At 60.8% G+C, this 18750-nt stretch carries 21 protein-coding genes and 1 tRNA gene; 13 read left to right on the top strand and 9 right to left on the bottom strand.

The genetic code is table 11. From position 1 onward, the window contains the following. Positions 1-10: 10 nt before the first annotated feature. Positions 11-649, bottom strand: coding sequence for a multifunctional acyl-CoA thioesterase I/protease I/lysophospholipase L1 (gene tesA, locus GKN89_RS23340; RefSeq protein ID WP_177342846.1), 639 nt, complete (start codon positions 647-649; stop codon positions 11-13). Between tesA and ybbA the strand changes: the two genes are divergently transcribed. Beyond that, entirely contained in the window at positions 620-1306 is a 687-nt protein-coding gene (gene ybbA, locus GKN89_RS23335) for a putative ABC transporter ATP-binding protein YbbA (RefSeq protein WP_004940192.1), read from the top strand. The two genes, tesA and ybbA, sit on opposite strands and share 30 nt — an antisense overlap. Continuing rightward, the gene (gene ybbP, locus GKN89_RS23330; RefSeq protein ID WP_154747863.1) at positions 1303-3735 is read left to right on the top strand and encodes a putative ABC transporter permease subunit YbbP; all 2433 of its coding nucleotides are present in this window, start codon (positions 1303-1305) and stop codon (positions 3733-3735) included. The genes ybbA and ybbP overlap by 4 nt, the downstream gene beginning before the upstream one ends. A 69-nt stretch (positions 3736-3804) precedes the next feature. On the opposite strand, the gene purK is transcribed toward ybbP, so the two are convergent. The 4 genes from purK to ppiB form a co-directional block, all read right to left on the bottom strand. Then, positions 3805-4872, bottom strand: a complete 1068-nt coding sequence (purK, locus tag GKN89_RS23325) for a 5-(carboxyamino)imidazole ribonucleotide synthase (RefSeq protein WP_019454118.1) — start codon at positions 4870-4872, stop codon at positions 3805-3807. After that, positions 4869-5393, bottom strand: a complete 525-nt coding sequence (purE, locus tag GKN89_RS23320) for a 5-(carboxyamino)imidazole ribonucleotide mutase (protein WP_019454117.1) — start codon at positions 5391-5393, stop codon at positions 4869-4871. The genes purK and purE overlap by 4 nt, the downstream gene beginning before the upstream one ends. 149 nt (positions 5394-5542) lie before the next feature. Continuing rightward, positions 5543-6265, bottom strand: coding sequence for a UDP-2,3-diacylglucosamine diphosphatase (locus GKN89_RS23315; RefSeq protein ID WP_154747862.1), 723 nt, complete (start codon positions 6263-6265; stop codon positions 5543-5545). 10 nt (positions 6266-6275) lie between these two features. Beyond that, complete coding sequence (gene ppiB / locus GKN89_RS23310; RefSeq protein ID WP_004940183.1) at positions 6276-6770, bottom strand: peptidylprolyl isomerase B; 495 nt, start codon at positions 6768-6770, stop codon at positions 6276-6278. A 309-nt stretch (positions 6771-7079) separates the two neighbouring features. Here ppiB and cysS point away from each other — a divergent pair, with 309 nt between their 5' ends. Continuing rightward, positions 7080-8465, top strand: a complete 1386-nt coding sequence (gene cysS, locus GKN89_RS23305; protein WP_019454115.1) for a cysteine--tRNA ligase — start codon at positions 7080-7082, stop codon at positions 8463-8465. A 66-nt stretch (positions 8466-8531) separates the two neighbouring features. Here the strand turns inward: cysS and ybcJ are convergent, their stop codons facing one another. Both ybcJ and folD read right to left on the bottom strand, forming a co-directional pair. Continuing rightward, on the bottom strand, positions 8532-8744 hold the full coding sequence (gene ybcJ / locus GKN89_RS23300) for a ribosome-associated protein YbcJ (RefSeq protein WP_019454114.1): 213 nt from the start codon (positions 8742-8744) through the stop codon (positions 8532-8534). Positions 8745-8754: 10 nt separating this feature from the next. Further along, on the bottom strand, positions 8755-9621 hold the full coding sequence (folD, locus tag GKN89_RS23295; protein ID WP_004940177.1) for a bifunctional methylenetetrahydrofolate dehydrogenase/methenyltetrahydrofolate cyclohydrolase FolD: 867 nt from the start codon (positions 9619-9621) through the stop codon (positions 8755-8757). Positions 9622-9827: 206 nt separating this feature from the next. Between folD and GKN89_RS23290 the strand changes: the two genes are divergently transcribed. The 6 genes from GKN89_RS23290 (at position 9828) to GKN89_RS23270 (ending at position 12859) form a co-directional block, all read left to right on the top strand. After that, a complete protein-coding gene (locus tag GKN89_RS23290) occupies positions 9828-10037 on the top strand; it encodes a hypothetical protein (protein WP_195934031.1) in 210 nt (69 codons plus the stop codon). After that, complete coding sequence (locus tag GKN89_RS23285; RefSeq protein ID WP_154747861.1) at positions 10016-10342, top strand: hypothetical protein; 327 nt, start codon at positions 10016-10018, stop codon at positions 10340-10342. The genes GKN89_RS23290 and GKN89_RS23285 overlap by 22 nt, the downstream gene beginning before the upstream one ends. 96 nt (positions 10343-10438) lie before the next feature. Further along, positions 10439-10515 (top strand) — tRNA-Arg (locus GKN89_RS23280). A 133-nt stretch (positions 10516-10648) separates the two neighbouring features. Beyond that, the gene (locus GKN89_RS23275) at positions 10649-10975 is read left to right on the top strand and encodes a gamma-glutamylcyclotransferase family protein (protein WP_025160048.1); all 327 of its coding nucleotides are present in this window, start codon (positions 10649-10651) and stop codon (positions 10973-10975) included. An 82-nt stretch (positions 10976-11057) separates the two neighbouring features. Next, positions 11058-11201 carry a hypothetical protein gene (locus GKN89_RS24335; RefSeq protein ID WP_015376917.1) on the top strand — a complete coding sequence of 48 codons (144 nt, stop codon included), beginning with the start codon at positions 11058-11060 and terminating at the stop codon, positions 11199-11201. Between the two features lie 125 nt (positions 11202-11326). Further along, complete coding sequence (locus GKN89_RS23270) at positions 11327-12859, top strand: glycosyltransferase family 39 protein (protein WP_063918877.1); 1533 nt, start codon at positions 11327-11329, stop codon at positions 12857-12859. Between the two features lie 180 nt (positions 12860-13039). Here the strand turns inward: GKN89_RS23270 and GKN89_RS23265 are convergent, their stop codons facing one another. Beyond that, positions 13040-14104: an aldo/keto reductase gene (locus GKN89_RS23265; protein ID WP_154747860.1), complete on the bottom strand. Its 1065-nt coding sequence runs from the start codon at positions 14102-14104 to the stop codon at positions 13040-13042. A 97-nt stretch (positions 14105-14201) separates the two neighbouring features. Here GKN89_RS23265 and GKN89_RS23260 point away from each other — a divergent pair, with 97 nt between their 5' ends. From GKN89_RS23260 to GKN89_RS23250, 3 genes are all read left to right on the top strand, one after another. Further along, positions 14202-15107: a LysR family transcriptional regulator gene (locus GKN89_RS23260; protein WP_154747859.1), complete on the top strand. Its 906-nt coding sequence runs from the start codon at positions 14202-14204 to the stop codon at positions 15105-15107. Between the two features lie 118 nt (positions 15108-15225). Further along, the gene (locus GKN89_RS23255) at positions 15226-15777 is read left to right on the top strand and encodes a flavodoxin family protein (protein WP_019454105.1); all 552 of its coding nucleotides are present in this window, start codon (positions 15226-15228) and stop codon (positions 15775-15777) included. 634 nt (positions 15778-16411) lie between these two features. Further along, positions 16412-17860, top strand: coding sequence for a GGDEF domain-containing protein (locus GKN89_RS23250; protein WP_154747858.1), 1449 nt, complete (start codon positions 16412-16414; stop codon positions 17858-17860). A 23-nt stretch (positions 17861-17883) separates the two neighbouring features. Here the strand turns inward: GKN89_RS23250 and GKN89_RS23245 are convergent, their stop codons facing one another. Beyond that, complete coding sequence (locus tag GKN89_RS23245; protein WP_019454102.1) at positions 17884-18363, bottom strand: cold-shock protein; 480 nt, start codon at positions 18361-18363, stop codon at positions 17884-17886. 165 nt (positions 18364-18528) lie between these two features. On the opposite strand from GKN89_RS23245, the gene GKN89_RS23240 reads away from it, so the two are divergent. Beyond that, the coding region (locus GKN89_RS23240; RefSeq protein WP_195934030.1) for a VOC family protein at positions 18529-18750 on the top strand (222 nt) is incomplete at its 3' end.

Genomic DNA, 18750 nt, shown 5'->3' with positions numbered 1-18750 from the left:
CGACCCTAATTTAGTTAGACTCATGTTTTACTAGCGGTTCCAGACGCTCCGCCATCCAGGTGGCGATAAACGGCTGGGCGTCCCCATTGGGGTGCAATCCGTCATCCTGCATCCATTCCGGCTTCACCACCACCTGTTCCATATAGAACGGCAGCAGCGGAATGTTGAACTGTTTGGCCAACGCCGGATAGACGGCGCTGAACGCCTCAGTATAGCGGCGGCCGTAGTTCGGCGGGATGCGGATCTGCATCAGCAGCGGCTGTGCGCCGGCCTGCTGCACCCGCGTGATGATTTGGCCGAGATCGCGCTGTACGTCCTGCGCCGGGAACCCGCGCAGGCCGTCGTTGGCGCCCAGCTCGATCAGCACCCAGCGCGGCCGATGTTGTTTCAGCAGCGCGGGCAGGCGTGCCAGCCCCTGCGCGGCGGTGTCACCGCTGATGCTGGCGTTGACCAGCTGTGGCGCGCCCGGCTTTTTTTGCCACTGTTCGGCCAACAGCGTCGGCCAGGCCCGCTCGATCGGCAGGCGGTAGCCGGCGCTTAAACTGTCGCCCAAAATCAACAAGGTATCGGCGGCGGCAGCGCGTAAACTGAATAATCCCAACAGCAAAAGGAAGGGAAGATGCCAGCGGAAAACGTTCTTGAAGTTCATCATCTTAGTAAACACGTTGGTCAGGGTGAGCATCAGCTCACCATCCTTACCGGAGTCGAGCTGCTTGTCAAACCCGCGCAGACGATCGCCCTGATCGGGGAATCCGGCTCGGGCAAGTCGACCTTACTGGGCATATTGGCCGGGCTGGATGACGGCAGCGAAGGCGAAGTGCGTTTGCTGGGCGAGTCGCTGACCGCGCTGGACGAAGAGGGGCGTGCCGCGTTGCGCGCCAGAAATGTCGGCTTCGTGTTTCAGTCGTTCATGCTGGTGCCGACGCTGAACGCGCTGGAGAACGTGCAGCTGCCGGCGCTGCTGCGCGGCGAGAGCGACAGGCAGAGCCGCGAGCAGGCGGTGCAGCTGCTCGAGCAGTTGGGGCTGGGCAAGCGGCTCGATCACCTGCCGGCGCAGCTGTCCGGTGGCGAGCAGCAGCGTGTGGCGCTGGCGCGCGCCTTCAGCGGCCGGCCGCGGGTGCTGTTCGCCGATGAGCCGACCGGTAACCTCGATCGTCAAACCGGCGATCGCATCGCCGATTTGCTGTTCTCTCTCAACCGCGATTTCGACACCACCCTGATCCTGGTGACCCACGACGAAACCCTGGCGGCGCGCTGCCAGCGGCGGCTGCGGCTGCGCGAAGGCAAGCTGTGGGAGGAAGCATGATCTGGCGCTGGTTCTGGCGCGAATGGCGCTCGCCGTCGCTGCTGATCGTTTGGCTGGCGTTGACGCTCTCCGTGGCCTGCGTGCTGGCGCTGGGCAGCATCAGCGATCGCATGGACAAAGGACTCAGCCAGCAGAGCCGCGACTTTATCGCCGGCGATCGGGTGCTGCGCAGCGCGCATCCGGTGCCGGAAGGCTGGTTGCTGGACGCGCAGCAGCAGGGGCTGAAGGTGAGCCGCCAGCTGTCGTTCACCACCATGACCTATGCCGGCGATCGGCCGCAGCTGGCGGACGTGAAAGCCACCGATCTGGTCTATCCGCTGTACGGCAAGCTGGAAACGCGCCCGGCCAACATCAAGCCTGAACCGGGCAGCGTGCTGGTGGCGCCGCGCTTGCTGGCGCTGCTGAACGTGAAAGTCGGGGATTCGCTCGAGGTGGGTGACACCACGCTGCGCATCGCCGGTGAAATCATTCAGGAGCCGGACGCCGGTTTCAATCCGTTCCAGACCGCGCCGCGCATCATGATCAACCTGGCGGACGTCGATAAGACCGGCGCGGTGCAGCCGGGCAGTCGCCTGACCTACCGTTATATGTTCGCCGGCGCGGAGCCGGATATTCAGCGTTACGAAGCGCGGCTGACGCCGCAGTTGACGCCGGACCAGCGCTGGTTCGGGCTGCAGGAGTCCGGCAGCGCGCTCGGCAAGTCGTTGCAGCGATCTCAACAGTTCCTGCTGCTGTCGGCCCTGTTGACGCTGCTGTTGTCGATCGCCGCCGTGGCGGTGGCGATGAGCCACTATTGCCGCAGCCGTTACGATCTGATCGCGGTGCTGAAAACCCTCGGCGCCGGGCGCGGCGCGCTGCGTAAGCTGATCGTCGGCCAGTGGCTGGCAGTGATGGCGCTGGCGGCGGTATGTGGCGGGGCGATCGGGCTGGCGTTCGAAGCGCTGCTGATCCGCCTGCTGAAGCCGGTGTTGCCGGCCGCGTTGCCCGCCGCCGGCGCCTGGCCGTGGCTGTGGGCGCTCGGCGCGCTGGTGCTGATTTCGCTGCTGGTCGGGCTGCGGCCGTATCGCCAGCTGCTGGCGACCCAGCCGCTGCGGGTGCTGCGCCGCGACGTGACGGCCAACGTCTGGCCACTGCGCTACTTCCTGCCGGTGACGGCGGCGATCGTGGTGGCGCTGTTGGTGGTGCTGATGGGGGCCAGTACGCTGCTGTGGGCTATTTTGGCCGGTATGGCGGTGCTGGCGTTGCTGTTGGGCGGCATCGGTTGGGGCAGCCTGCTGCTGCTGCGCCGCATCACGCTCAAGAGCCTGGCGCTGCGGCTGGCGGTCAATCGCCTGCTGCATCAGCCGTGGGTGACCATCAGCCAGCTGGCGGCGTTCTCGCTGTCGTTCATGCTGTTGGCGCTGTTGCTGGTGCTGCGCGGCGATCTGCTCGAACGCTGGCAGCAACAGCTGCCGCCGGACAGCCCGAACTTTTTCCTGCTCAATATGACCGAGGCGCAGGTGCCGCAGGTGAAAACCTTCCTGCAGCAGCACCAGATCAAGCCGGAAACCTATTACCCGATCGTTCGGGTGCGTCTGACCGAGATAAACCAGCAGGTGGCGACAGAACGGGTGCATGAAGACGATCCGGGCGGCGAGGCGGTGAACCGCGAACTGAACCTGACCTGGCTGGCAGCGCTGCCGGATCACAATCCGCTGGTGGCGGGCAGCTGGCCGCCGAAAACCGGCGAGGTTTCGATGGATGAAGGCATCGCCGGGCGGCTGAAGATCAAGCTGGGCGACACGCTGACCTTCAGCGGCGATACCCAGGCGTTCAGCGCCAAGGTCACCAGCCTGCGCCAGGTGGATTGGGAGAGCCTGAAGCCGAACTTTTACTTTATCTTCCCGCCGGGCGCGCTGGACGGCCAGCCGCAGACCTGGCTCACCAGCTTCCGCTACGACGGCGACGGCCAGATGCTGACCCAACTCAACCGTCAGTTCCCGACGCTCAGTCTGCTGGACATCGGCGCGATCCTGAAACAGGTTGGCGGCGTGCTGCAGCAGGTCAGCCGCGCGCTGGAGGTGATGGTGGTGCTGGTGGTGCTGTGTGGCGGCCTATTGCTGCTGGCGCAGGTGCAGGTCGGCATGCGTCAACGCCGCCAGGAGCTGGTGGTGTACCGTACGCTGGGGGCCGGCAAACGGCTGCTGCGCCGCACGCTGTGGTGCGAGTTCGCCCTGCTGGGGCTGGTGGCGGGCATCGCGGCGGCGGTGGGCGCCGAGGCGGCGCTGTGGCTGTTGCAGAGCCGGGTGTTCGACTTCCCGTGGACGCCGACGCCGGTGCTGTGGTGGGCGCTGCCGCTGGCCAGTGCGCTGCTGCTGTCGCTGTGCGGCGGCTGGCTGGGCGTGCGCCTGCTGCGCGGCCGGGCACTGTTCCGCAGTTATGAGGGGTAATGTTGACTTAGCGGGATGAAAAAAGGGGTTAGCCTAAGGCTAACCCCTTTTACTTTCGGTGGCGGTGCCTTAGGCCAGCTTCTGCTGTGCCCAGGCCAGCCCGCTTTGGTATTCGCCCGGCAGCAGCGGCGCCAGCGCCTGCAGCGCCTGGCGCAGATCGGCGGCGCTCGGGTCGTTCAGATTGAGGTGGCCGACCTTGCGGCCAGGGCGCACCTCTTTCTCATACCAGTGCAGATGCACCAGCGGCAGTGACAGCCACTGTTCGTTGACGGCGGTGCCGATCAGGTTGACCATCACCGACGGCGTGCTCACTACCGGCTGCGGCAGCGGCAGGCCAAGGATGGCGCGCAGGTGCAGCTCGAACTGGCTGATGGACGCGCCGTTTTGCGTCCAGTGGCCGCTGTTGTGCACGCGCGGTGCCAGTTCGTTGATCAGCAGCCGATCGCCGACGATAAAGCACTCCATCGCCATCACGCCGACGTAGTTCAGCTCGTTCAGGATCGCCGCCAGCATCCGCTCGGCCTGTTGCTGCAGCGCCGGGTTGGGCTGCGGCAGCGCCACGCTGGTGCGCAGGATGCCGTCTTCATGCAGGTTGTGGGTCAGCGGGTAGAAGACCGAACGGCCGTCGTGGCCGCGCGCGCCCACCAGCGACACTTCGCCGGAGAAATTGATGCCTTGCTCGACGATGCACTCGCCATAGGCGTCGGCCGGCAGTTCGGCTTCCTGGCCCGGACGCAAGCGCCATTGGCCACGGCCGTCATAGCCGCCGACCCGACGTTTGACGATCGCCAGCTCGCCCAGCGAAGCGAACACCTGCGGCCATTCGGCGGCGCTCGCCAGCAGCTGCCACGGCGCGGTCGCCAGGCCGAGCTGGTCGAGCAGCTGTTTTTGCGTCAGGCGATCCGCCAGACGCGGGAAGATGTCGCGGTTGACGAAGGCGCTGTGGGTCGCCAGTTCGCGCGTCAGCGCGGTTTCCGGCCAGCGTTCGATCTCGGCGGTAATGACGCTGTTCTGATACGGCACCGCCTCGGGCTCGGCATCGATGCCGACGGGGTAAACGGCGATGCCCAGCGGTTCGCCGGCTTGGCGCAGCATGCGCCCCAGCTGGCCGTTGCCCAGTACGCAAACCGGCTTCATGCGTCCTCCCGCGGATCGGGGTGGTTCAAGACGTCGTCGGTCTGCGCCTGACGCCAGTTCGCCAAACGCTGCGCCAGCGCGGCGTCGTGCAGCGCCAGGATCTGCATCGCCAGCAGCCCGGCGTTGGCGGCGCCGGCTTTGCCGATCGCCAACGTGCCGACCGGGATGCCGCGCGGCATTTGCACGATGGAGTAGAGGCTGTCCACGCCGCTCAGCGCGGCGCTTTGCACCGGCACGCCCAGCACCGGCACCAGGGTTTTCGCCGCCAGCATGCCCGGCAGGTGCGCCGCACCGCCGGCGCCGGCGATGATCACGTCAAAGCCGTTGGCGGCAGCCTGCTCGGCGAAGCTGAACAGCTTGTCCGGCGTGCGGTGAGCGGAAACGACTTCGACATGGAAGGGGACATCGAGCTGGGTCAGGACTTCTGCGGCGAACTGCATGGTGGCCCAGTCACTTTTCGATCCCATTACAATTGCGATTTTAGCCCCGATATTGGCGGCTGAAGCGGCGTTGGCTCCCATGGGTGTAAGGCTCCTGTGGTTTGTCTGGCGTCGGCTGAGGGCCGAATGAGGGCGTAGAGCATACCATGAGCGCACGGCGAGGAAAACGGTTGCGTCGCCGGTTTTCACCGGCGAAAGCGCGAATTTTCACTCGCGCGCCAGTCTGGAACTCAGAATGGGAATTGAATCAGCTCGACGGCGTCGGCGCTGACTTTGATCATCGATCCTTCGACGTGCCAGGCGCCCAGCACCGCACGATGGGCTTCGCCGTTGCTCAACGCCAGCCGGTGCACCGCCGGGCGATGGGTATGGCCGTGGATCATCCAGTGCACGTCGTGGCGCAGCATCGTTTGCTCGACCGCCTGCGGGTTGACGTCCATGATGGCTTCCGACTTGTACTGGTTGGATTGTTGGCTGCGGGCGCGCATTTTAGCGGCGATCTTCAGTCGCCAGCGCAGCGGCAGCGCCAGGAACAGTTTTTGAATCAGCGGGTTGTGCACCTTGCGGCGGAATTGCTGATAGGCCTGATCGTCGGTGCACAGCGTGTCGCCGTGCAGGATCAGGATCCTGCGGCCGTACAGCTCCAGCACTTTTTCTTCCGGCAGCAACTGCATGCCGCTGGCGCGGGCAAAGCGTTTGCCGAGCAGAAAATCACGGTTGCCGTGGATGAAATAGCAGGGCACGCCGGCCTGTTGCAGCGCCTTCAGCGCCGCGGCGATCTCCTCGTGCAGCGGCTCGGGATCGTCGTCGCCGATCCAGGCTTCAAACAGGTCGCCGAGGATGTACAGCGCGTCGGCGTGAATCGCTTCGCGCCGTAAAAAACGCAGAAAACCGGCAGTGATTGCCGGTTCCTGTGCGCACAAGTGCAGATCTGCGATGAACAGCGTACTCATGCAGCCGCGATTACTCGCTGACGGTCACGCTGTTGATCACAACGTCTTCTACCGGTACGTCCTGGTGCATGCCGCTGCGGCCGGTTTTCACGCCTTTGATCTTGTTGACCACGTCCATGCCTTCAACCACTTCAGCAAACACGCAGTAGCCCCAGCCCTGCACGTTTTCGCCGCGGAAGTTCAGGAAGTCGTTGTCGGCCACGTTGATGAAGAACTGTGCGGTGGCGGAGTGCGGATCGTTGGTGCGCGCCATTGCCAGGGTGCCGATGGTGTTTTTCAGACCGTTGTTGGCTTCGTTCTTGATGGTCGCGTTGGTCGCTTTCTGGTTCATGCCTGGTTCAAAGCCGCCGCCCTGGATCATGAAGCCGTTGATCACACGGTGGAAGATGGTGTTGTCGTAGAAACCGGCGCGGCAGTAGTTCAGGAAGTTTTCAACGGTAACCGGCGCTTTGTCAGCAAAGGTCTTGATAACGATATCGCCGTGATTGGTGTGGAAAGTAACCATAGTTTTAATCCTAACAAGGTGAAGTGAGACGTCACGTAAAGCGAGTGAACATTCAGACCGCCCTTATAACATATCCGCCCCAGCGAGTCAGCAGCGGCTCAACCGCGCACTGTCTGTGGTAATTGCACTTGTGTTATATTATAACAATTATGCCAACTGCCGAATTTTGCGCATTTTATTCGCGTGAAGCCAGCAAAGCATGGCCTTAACCTTGCAATAGATCAGGCTTCAGGTTTCAATACGCTACCGGGCGGAAAACCTGAGGCCCGGTTATCTTTTTTGTTATCACGCACACCACGGAATCTCCCGATGCTAAAGATTTTTAATACCCTGAGTCGTCAAAAAGAGGAATTCAAACCCATTCATGCCGGGAAAGTGGGCATGTACGTGTGCGGGGTAACCATCTATGACCTGTGTCACATCGGCCACGGTCGTACCTTTGTCGCTTTCGACGTGGTGGCGCGTTACCTGCGCTATCTCGGCTATTCGCTGAACTACGTGCGCAACGTCACCGACGTGGACGACAAAATCATTCGCCGCGCGGCGGAAAATCATGAGACCTGCGACCAGCTGACCGAACGCATGCTGGCGGAAATGCACGCCGACTTTGACGCGCTGCTGATCGACCGCCCGGACAGTGAACCGCGCGCGACCCAGCATATCGCCGAGATCATCGAGATCACCCAGCGCCTGATCGATCGCGATCACGCCTACGTGGCCAGCAACGGCGACGTGATGTTCTCCATCGACAGCGATCCGCAATACGGGCTGCTGTCGCGCCAGGATCTGGATCAACTGCAGGCCGGCGCGCGTGTGGAGATCGACGACGTGAAGCGCAACCCGATGGACTTCGTGCTGTGGAAGATGTCCAAGCCGGGCGAGCCGAGCTGGCAGTCGCCGTGGGGGCCGGGCCGCCCGGGCTGGCATATCGAATGCTCCGCCATGAACTGCAAACAGCTGGGCACCCACTTTGACATCCACGGCGGCGGCTCCGATCTGATGTTCCCGCACCACGAGAACGAGATCGCGCAGTCGAGCTGCGCCCACGATGGCCCGTACGTCAATTACTGGATGCACTCCGGCATGGTGATGATCGACAAAGAGAAGATGTCCAAATCGCTGGATAACTTCTTCACCATCCGCGACGTGCTCGGGCATTACGATGCGGAGACGGTGCGTTACTTCCTGATGTCCGGCCACTATCGCAGCCAGCTGAACTACAGCGAAGAGAACCTCAAGCAGGCGCGTACTGCGCTGGAGCGTCTCTATACCGCGCTGCGCGGCACCGACGCCAATGCCGCGCCGGCCGGCGGCGAAGCGTTGGAAGCCCGCTTCCGCGAAGCGATGGACGACGACTTCAACACCCCGGAAGCCTACTCGGCGCTGTTCGATCTGGCGCGCGAAGTGAACCGCCTGAAAGGGGAAGACATGGCGGCGGCCAACGGCATGGCGGCGGAATTGCGCAAGCTGGCGAACGTACTCGGCCTGCTGCAGCAGGAGCCAGAGCAGTTCCTGCAAGGGGGCGCTCAGGTTGACGACGGCGAAGTGGCGGAGATCGAAGCGCTGATCAAGCAGCGTAACGAAGCGCGTGCCGCCAAGGACTGGGCGCTGGCGGATGCCGCTCGCGATCGCTTGAACGAGATGAACATTGTGCTGGAAGACGGCCCGCAGGGCACCACCTGGCGTCGCAAGTAATCCGGCCGCAGGAAAAACAAAAAAGGCGCTGAATTCAGCGCCTTTTTCTATTGCGACAACCGAGGGTTATGGCTTGACCACGACCTTGCCGCCGTCGAACTCCACCACCTGATCGGCGACGATCTTGCAGCGTTTGCGGGTTTCGACCTTGCCGTCGACTTTCACCCGCCCTTCGGCGATGACTTCTTTGGCGGCGCCGCCGCTTTCACACCAGCCCTGGAACTTCAGCAGATCGCACAGTTCGACGTGGGGATGATTGTCCAGATTGAAAATTTCCATACTGCCTTACTTATTTAGGTTGAACGTCGTGATATTCCTCGCAGGCCTGCAAGGTATTTTGGATCAGTGTAGCAACGGTCATCGGGCCAACGCCACCCGGCACCGGGGTGATGTAGGCGGCGCGCTCGCTGGCGGCGTCGAAGTCGACATCGCCCACCACTTTACCGCTTTCCAGGCGGTTGATGCCGACGTCCACCACGATGGCGCCCGGTTTAATCCAGTCGCCCGGAATGAAGCCCGGCTTGCCGACCGCCACCACCAGCAGATCGGCGTTCTCGACGTGATGACGCAGATTTTTGGTGAAGCGGTGGGTGACGGTAGTGGTGCAGCCGGCCAGCAGCAGTTCCATGCTCATCGGGCGGCCGACGATGTTGGACGCGCCGACCACCACGGCATTCAGGCCGTAGGTATCGATGTTATAACGCTCCAGCAGGGTAACGATGCCGCGCGGGGTGCACGGGCGCAGCTTAGGCGCGCGCTGGCACAGGCGGCCGACGTTGTACGGATGGAAGCCGTCGACGTCTTTGTCCGGATGAATGCGTTCCAGCACCTTGACGTTATCAATGCCGGCCGGCAGCGGCAGCTGCACCAGAATGCCGTCGATTTCCTCATCGGCGTTCAGCTGGTCGATCAGCGCCAGCAGTTCGGCCTCACTGGTGGCAGCGGGCAGATCGTAGGAGCGGGAAAGGAAGCCGACTTCATCGCAGGCGCGGCGCTTGCTGGCGACGTAAATTTGCGAAGCCGGGTTCTCGCCGACCAGCACAACCGCCAGCCCTGGGGCGCGTTTGCCGGCCGCCAGACGTTGTTTCACTTGCTCAGCCACTTCGTTTCTAACCTGCTGCGCAATCGTTTTACCATCAATAATCTTTGCTGACATCAGTGTGGAAATCCATCAATTAAGAAAAGCGGGGGATGCCGCTATTCTGGCAGAAGCTGAGCGCGCTGTCAGGCGCAGAATCACCCTCGCCGCCGTTGCCGAGGCCGATTTACGCTTTTTTTATGCCGGCTTCAGGAACCTCTACGCCATTTTTACCTGCATTTGGATACGCTGAGGCCGTTCACAGGGCGAAAGAGGGCAGGATCATGAGAGCGATAACCCGGCTTTATCCGTTGCATCACCAGCCTGACCAGCAACCGGCGGAACTTAAACATGTGGGGGAAACGGTGTTCGATTCTTCGCTGCATCTGGCGGAGAGCGCGCAGCTGATTGCGCTGCATCAGCTTGGCCAACACCCGCTGGCGCCGTCGTGGCGGGCGCGCCTGAGCGCGCTGTGGCGGAAGCTGTGCGCATGAACGGCAATACGTTGATGGTCTGTGTCTTGCTGCTTGTCTGGGCGCCGTGGAGCCAGGCCTCTTTGAACAGCGCTCGCCCCGACGCCGCGCTGGCGGCGAGACTGGCGGCGACCTGCAACACGCAGGCGGTTGAGCATGCCGACTGGAGCGATATCACGGCGGTCGTTCAGTCCGCGCGCGTTTGCCTGCAGCGAGACACCGCGCGGCAGCGTTCTGAACGTTCGCCGGGCGACACCGCGGTCGGCCTGGTTCAACGCAGCGTTGCCAGGGCCGCCGTGCGGGTGCTGGCGGAAAAAACGCCATAAAGCACGGCCGCCGCCGTAACGTCATGAAAAGGCATTGACTCGCTAACCTCTGACCGTATAATCCCAACCCGCAGCCGCAGGTTGCCGCATCTCAATGCGCCCTTAGCTCAGTTGGATAGAGCAACGGCCTTCTAAGCCGTAGGTCATAGGTTCGAATCCTATAGGGCGTGCCATTAATTCTCCCTGATTTTTTCCCCATATTCTTTCCCGCGAAAATTCGATCGTGTAACCCATACTCCCGTTGGCTCGCCGCTGAGCGACATGTTATGTTCGTTCGCTAACTTTCAGTCAGTGGCAGAGAGAAAAATGCAAAGCTTATTCGTTTACGGCACCCTAGGGCCGGGCAGACCCAACGCGCACGTGATGGAAGCTATCGGCGGCAGCTGGGAAGAAGGCAGCGTTGGCGGATCGTTGCTTAACCAAGGCTGGGGTGCCGAGATGGGCTACCCGGGCATCGTGCTGGATAACAGCGGCAATCGGGTGAACGGTTTTCTGTTCCGCTCCGCCAACCTCGTCAATCATTGGCCTGCCCTCGACGCCTTCGAAGGTGACGGTTATGAACGGGTGGCGGTTAGCGTCACCACCGCCGGCGGTGAAACCGTCGATTCGTTTATCTACATGCTGAAAAAATGACCTTTAGACGCTTCGCCGGCAATTGAACTTTCGTTTATTTTGCCGCGCTACAATAGGCGAAAATTTCCCCATGGAGCCTATCGTGCGCAAATCCAGATTCTTTCTCGTGACCTTGCTGTGTCTGTGTGCCGCCGCCGTGCTGTACGTCATGGCATATCGGGCGCTGGGGCATTACCTCAGCGACGGCGAGAAGGCCTACCCGGATATCAGCGTTGAAATTCGCTGAGGGCCGGTCGGCGCGGTGGTGATCGCGCCGACTTTTTTGCACTGATTTACCCGCCATTTACCCGCCGTCGGCAATGATGACGCAGCGTCTCCACATTGTGTGGTTCTCTTGGGCGGAATGCGGTTATGTCACTGCAACAGGTTTCGAATGTCTCGTTGAGCAACAACGGCTTAAAGGGCATCGGCTATAAACATTACGCGTTGGCGATCGTGGCGTTTGCGGCGGTCGTGCGGTTTATTTCCTTAACGGACAGGTATTTTTGGTGCGATGAGGCCTCCAGCGTGCTGACCAGCCGCTATGACGTGGGCGCTTTGCTGTACCACGCTTCCTTCGATGTTCACCCGCCGCTGTATTACCTGTTGCTGCATGGCTGGATGGTGCTGTTTGGCGACAGCATCATGGCGGCCCGTTCGCTGAGCCTGGTGCTCGGCGTGGCGACAGTGGCGCTGGCGATGCGCTTTACGCGTTGGCTGGCCAACGAGCGGGCGGCGCTGATAGCGGGCTGGCTGATGGCGATCATGCCGATGGCGGTGCGTTACAGCCAGGAGGCGCGCATGTATGCGCTGATGGGGCTGCTGGCGATCGCCGCCGCCATGGCGTTGGCGAAGTGGCTGAAAACGCCGGATAACCGCCGCTATCTGGCGCTGTATGCGCTGTTGATGACGCTGAGCTTTTATACCCATTACTTCACGATTTTTACCCTCATCGCGCATTGGCTGGTGGTGTTGGCGCTGTCGTGCCGCCGCGAAGGCGAGTGTTATATCAAGCAACCGGCGTGGTGGCTGGCCAATGCGGCGATCGGGGTGGCCTACATTCCCTGGCTGCTGGTGCTGTTCAATCTGCTGGCGCATATCGCCGAGCTGCGGGTCGGCGGCGACGTCGGTTGGATCCCTCAGGTTTCCTGGAGCGATCTGCCGGCGATGTTCTGGCGTTTTCTCACGGGCCATGATGGCAGCAACTATCCCACGATCATTCTCTGGCTGTTGCCGGCGATGTTTGTCGCTTTATGTTCACTGCTGCTGTGGCGGCGCCAGATGCCGAGAAAATACGCTCTGCTGCTGCTCGGCGGCATGCTGATCCCGGTAATGTTGGTATTCGCCATTTCCTGGCGCTCGCCGCTGTTTGTCGATCGCTATCTCTATTCCGCCGCGCTTGGCATTCCGCTGGTGTTGGGCGTGCTGATCGCCGGAACGAAAAACCGGGTGCGCGGGATCTCTTTGCTGCTGTTCTTCAGCCTGCTGTTCGGCTGCGGCGTGCGCAATGATTATCCGGTCGAGAAAGATGAGTTCAAGGTGATGGTGCACTATATCAACAGCCACTATCAGCCTAACGATGCGGTGGTGGTCAGCAACATGTTCAACTACCTGAGCTATGTGTATTACAACAAACAGGGCTATCGCGCCTTGCTGTATACCCCCGCCAGGCCCAACGGCATTTCGGGCAAGCCCAACGCCTATGGCTTCGGCACCTTTTTCCACGATCGGGCGGCGCAGACCTACGTCGATAAGCTCAGCGTTTTATCGAAAACCCACCGCCGAGTCTGGCTGGTCAGCGGCGGGGATTTCAATCAGGACTTCGGCCGTTCGCCGCCGGGGTGGGTCAATACCGGCACCTTCAAGAGCGGCGGTTTCGAATCGCGCCTGTTCGTGGTGCATTGAGCGAAATGTCATATTTCCCATTCGGCGTTACATCTGGCCGAGCAAACTTACGCGGGGATGACAGTTCTATACATTGGGATTGGTACTGTAGCTCTACCCGATGATGTTGTGTGTTATCCATTCCCTGTAGTGTATTACCCCATCCCTGTTAAGTTTATCCCGCCTTGCGCGGGATTTTTTTTACCTGCGCCGGGCGAGATGCAGGCCGCCGCTCATGATGCTGCGGGTGGTCGGCAGGGCGAGAAAATCGTGCGGGAATCCGAGCTCGATGGCGCTGAGATCGTCCAACCGCCGCCAATGTTCTTGCGCCAACGTCACGTTCAATGCACCGAGGTTATCTTCCAGTTGCGCCAGAGTGCGGGCGCCGACGATCGGCGCGGTGACCGTCGGGTGGCGCAGCGTCCAGGCCAGCGCGATTTGCGCTGGGGTATATCCCGTTCCATGAGCTATCTGGTTGACGGCGTCGGCGATATCGAGATTGCGCGCGTTCAGCATCCCCTTGGCGCGCACGGTTTCACGCCGAGTGCCCGCTTCATCGGGCGACGGCTGCAGATCCTGCCGCCGATATTTGCCGCTGAGTACGCCGCCGGCCAGCGGCGACCATGGGATCACGCCCAGCCCCAATTCTTGCGCCATCGGCATCAGCTCGCGCTCGACGGTGCGTTCCAGCAGGCTGTATTCGATTTGCAGCGCGATCAGCGACGACCAGCCGCGCAACTCTGCCAGCATTTGCATTCTCGACGCCTGCCAGGCGGGGAGGTCCGATACCGCCACATACAGCACTTTCCCGGCGCGCACCAGGTCGTCCATGGCGCGCATGATCTCTTCCACCGGCGTGGTGAAATCCCAGGCGTGCAAATAGAGCAGGTCGATGTAATCGGTATTGAGCCGTTGCAGGCTGGCTTCAACCGATCGCAGCATGCTTTTGCGATGATTGCCGCCGGAATTGGGGTCGTCCGGCGGCATCGGCAGGGTGTACTTGGTGGCGATCACCAGCCGATCGCGGCGTCCGGCGGCGAATTCCCCGACGAAACGTTCGGCGCTGCCTTCGGTATAGCGGTTGGCGGTATCGATAAAATTGCCGCCGCGTTCGACGTAGACGTCGAACAGCCGGCGGGCTTCAGCCAGCTCGGCTCCCCAACCCCAGTCGGCGCCGAAGGTCATGGTGCCGAGCGCCAGCGGTGAAACGCGCAGGCCGGAGCGGCCCAGCAGGCGATAGTGATCCAGCGACAGTGATGTGTTCATAGGCATTCTCCCGTGTAGATGGCGTTTACGATAGCGCCCGCAGGCTGTTTAAAGAATGCACTATAATCTTCATGGATTATTAAGGAGGATGAGCATAATGAGAGGCAGTGATTTTGCCGAGTTGCGCGCCTTTGCCGCCATCGTCGAACACGGCGGTTTCGCGCGCGCCGCCGCGCATTTGGGCATGTCCGCTTCGGCGCTCAGCCAAACGCTGCGCAACCTGGAGACGCGGCTGGGCGTGCGTTTATTGAATCGCACGACGCGCAGCGTGGCGCCCACCGAAGCCGGCGCGCAGATGCTGGCGCGTTTGTTACCGGCCATGGAGGAGATCGACACGGCGGTGGCGCAGGCGATCGCGCGGCGACAAAATCCGTCAGGTCGGTTGCGATTAAACGTTACGCGCGTGGCGGCGCTGCATTATTTGGCGCCATTGATCGCGCCGTTTCATCGGCAATATCCGGATATCGTTCTCGATCTCAGCATTGAAGAGAGGCTGGTGGATATTGTCGCCGGCGGCTTCGATGCCGGTGTGCGGCTGCATGAGAAGCTGGCGAAAGATATGGTGGCGGTCAAGCTGGGCGGGGAGGTGCGGATGCGCGTGGTCGCCTCGCCGGCGTATTTGGCTCGCTACGGCCGACCGCTGACCCCGGACGATCTGCGGCAGCATCGCTGCTTGAACTACCGCTGGCCGACCAACGGCAATCTGTATCGCTGGGAGTTTGAACGTGACGGTGTGAAGCGGGACATCGCCGTGGAAGGGCCGGTGATCGTCGATGAACCGGAAGTGTTGGTGCGGGCGGCGTTGGATGGCGCCGGCATCGCCTATCTGTTCGAGCAGCAGATCGCCACCGGCTTGGCCGACGGCAGGCTATTGCCGTTGCTCGATGCCTGGACGCCGCCGTTTCCCGGTTTTTATCTGTACTATCCGGCGAACCGCCAAACGCCGCGCCCGCTGCGTGCTTTTATCGATTTTGCCCGTCAATGGACGGAACAAGGCGCGTAGCGCGATTTTTTTGAATAACACCGTCAGTTTTATTCAGTATTCAGCCGTGGCGCGCTTGATTAGATTGAACGCGAGAGGGGCGCCGCCGGCGCCTCTGAGCAATGAGTGGAGAATTTCTATGGCGAAGACAGTAGTGGTGTTTCATTCCGGCTACGGCCATACCGAGCGTTTGGCGAAAGTGGTGGCGGAAGGGGCCGGGGCGGAACTGATCGCCATCGATCAGGAAGGCGATATCAGCGATGAGGCCTGGCAGGCGCTGGATGAGGCGGACGCCATCATCTTTGGTTCGCCGACCTATATGGGCGGCCCGTCCTGGCAGTTCAAAAAATTCGCCGACGCCAGCTCCAAGGCCTGGTTCGGCCGCAAGTGGCAGGACAAAGTGTTCGGTGGCTTTACCAACAGCGCCAGCCTGAACGGCGACAAGCAGGTAACGCTGATCGCGCTGCAGACGCTGGCTTCGCAACATGGCGGCCTGTGGGTCAGCCTGGGGCTGCTGCCGGCCAACACCAAATCGGCGCAGCGCACCGACGTCAACAACCTGGGCGGTTCGGTGGGGCTGCTGGTGCAAACGCCGGCGGATGCCAGCGTGGATGAGATGCTGTCGGGCGATCTGGCGACCGCCAAGCTCTACGGCCAGCGCGTGGCGGGTTTTGCCGCCAAACTGGCATAAGGCCTGACCTCGTTCAGAAGGGATTGGGGCGAGGCGAAATCCGCGTCGCGTTCATTTTCTCTGCACAATTGGCGCGTAAGCTGCGAAATGTTATTAGCCTGCTTGGGCTAACACTGCATTTCGTACAAATATTCCCGGTTCCTAGGCCGGGTTTTTTGTTGCTAAGGTCGGCTTAAGCTTTCACCGCTATACTGCGCGACGGCACAGGCAGGCAATGCATGGCTGTGTCGTAACTGTCGATTTGCTGTTGTTCAAGCAAGCCCGCTTCACGCGGGCTTTTTTTGGCTTGTTATTGCACGGGCGGCTCAGTTGCAGGAAAATAACCGCGCAGTTATTCCAATATCATTCAACGACCAATAACCACAAACTTATTAATGTTATTAGCGCCTTCACGGGTATATTGCGGTTTTGCGCTATGCTGACAGCTGGGATGGGTATAATTTCCCGGCGGTTTACCGTGGCTGCAACCGATGCCGCATTAGGTTAAGAAAAGTCTGTTAATTAAATGTTAATGTTTTTCATTGTTGATTTGTCTGGCTTTTTTGGTTGAAATCCGGGTTAACTATCCCTCACTGGCCGGGCGAGAGCGTATGCACATTATTATTCTGGTTATTAGCAATATACGGGCGAGGCGATGAGCGCCAGAATAAACGCCAGGCATGGCCTGCCGCTTACGGTTCAGCTGATCAATCTTTTCATGCTGGTCTTTTTACTTTCCCTGGTGGGTATTCTTAGCCGGCCGATTGGCTCGCTTTCTTTATTTTGGCCGGTCAACGCGATTCTGCTCGGGCTGCTGCTGCGCAAACCCGTTTACGCTACGCCGCTCGGCTGGCTCACCACTTATCTGGGCATGGTCGCCGCCGATCTCAGTACCGGCGAGGGCTGGTCCCTGGCGCTGTGGCTGAACGCCTGCAACATGTCGCTGATCGCCGTCGGTTACGGCATCATGCTGATGCTGCCGCAATCTCAACGGCGCATGGGAAAACCCCAGGCGATACTCTATATGTTCAGCGCCAGTCTGGCCGGATCGGCAGTGGCGTCGACGCTGTCGGTGCTGCGCAACGACAGCCTGTACAACAATACGGTGGTCGTCGCCTGGTTGGCCTGGTTCAGTGAGCAGTTCTCGACGACGTTGCTGCTGTTACCGGTGCTGATGGCGGCGCCGCGGTTGAAACAGCTGTTTCGCATGCAGGTACGTTGGCGCCTGAAAGGCTGCCTGCCGCTATTGGCGCTGCTGCTGTCGCTGGCGTTCAGCGTCTATATCGGCGGGCCGGGCGCCATCGCTTTTCCGATCCCGGCGCTGCTGTGGTGCGCCGTGCGCTACCAGTTGTTCCCCGTGACGCTGCTGACGTTGTTGACCGGCATGACCGAGATCAGCAACATTTCAGCCAACCTGGTGCTGTATGAAACGCCGAACAATCACAACGCCTTCCTCGATACCCTGATGTCCGCCCGCTTGGGCATCGCCATGCTGGTGATGGGGCCGCTGATCCTCGCCAGCTCTATCGCCGCCAATCGCAAGCTGATGCGGCGTCTGGAGCACAGCGCCAACCACGATTTCCTGACCGGGGTGCTGGCGCGCAGCGCGATGACGCGCAAAGCGGGCGAGCTGCTGGAGCATAAGCACCGTTCAAAGGAGGCGGTGTCGTTATTGCTGATCGACATCGACCATTTCAAACAGATCAACGATACGCATGGCCACAGCGCCGGCGATCAGGTGTTGGCGTCGTTCGCGCACATCGTGCGGCGCGAGCTGCGGCACGATCAGCTGTTCGGCCGTTTGGGCGGGGAAGAGTTCGCCATCATGCTGCCGCGCGCGCTGGCGGCGCAGGGCGTGGCGTTGGGGGAACATCTTCGTCGGCTGGTGGAGCAGACGGAGCTGCAGGCAGATGGCAAGCAGGCCTTGAAAATCACCATTAGCGTCGGCGTCGCCAGCCTGGCGATGAACGAGGTGAAATCGCTGGAGCAGCTGATGAATATGGCGGATATCGCGCTGTATCGCGCCAAATCGCAGGGGCGGAATCGGGTGGAGTCGTTCAACGTGGTGAACGGCAACAGCGTCGAGCATATTCTGTTCCGTTAAGCTCGACGCTGGGTGAGCGGCGTTTACAGGCTTTTCAGCGCCTTGATGGTCTCATCCATATCGATCTCGTGCTCGGAGAAGGTATGGGTGGTGTTCTGGAAGGTGGTGATGGTCAACATGCGCAGCGTTTGCATGGCCTGCGCTTGATCTTCCGACTGCGGGCGAATGCGGTTCATCAACAAACCGACCGACAGCACGGTGTTCTCCTTATCCACGTCGGCTTTGACCGGTACGTCCTTGGTGAAGGTGTTGAAAGACTTGATGCTGGTGATCTTGATTCTTTCATTGGCGATGATGATGTATTTGCTGGGTGCCAACACTTTGACCGCATAAGCCGACGGACCTTTGGTGTTGTTGGTCGGCTCGAAGGTCACCGCCGCGTTTTTCTTAATCAGCTCCGGGTTTTGCACTTTAATCACGTGAAAATAACGATTTTCTCCGTTCTCGTCGGTAATAAAGCCGAAGCCTTTGTCTTCAAAAAAAGTCGTTATCTTGCCGTTCATCGCTATTCTCACAAAAGGGTTCTATACAGCGCTTATGATAGCGCGGAATGCCTGGCAGCGACAGATTGCGCGCGCGGCATTTAGTCATGCGATAACGGCATTTAGCGGCTTTCCGCCCACATGCTATGTTCATGCTGACTTCATTCACTGCGAAAAGGAATATCGATGGGCATCAAACGTCTCAATCACGCCGTACTGTATGTGAGCGACGTGCGGCAGAGCGCCGAGTTTTATCATCAGGTGTTGGGCTTCAAGCTCAAGCCGTCCGACAGCCCCGATAGGGCGGTATTCACCCAGGCCGCCGATTCGGACAACGATCACGATTTGGCGCTGTTCAGCAAAAACCTGGGCCAGCAGCGCGCCGGGGTGTTTCGCGCCAACGGCGAG

Origin of the sequence: Serratia sp. YC16, assembly GCF_009707615.1 — a bacterium.
Lineage (GTDB): Bacteria > Pseudomonadota > Gammaproteobacteria > Enterobacterales > Enterobacteriaceae > Serratia > Serratia surfactantfaciens.
This window is presented reverse-complemented; position numbering and strand designations above follow the sequence as displayed.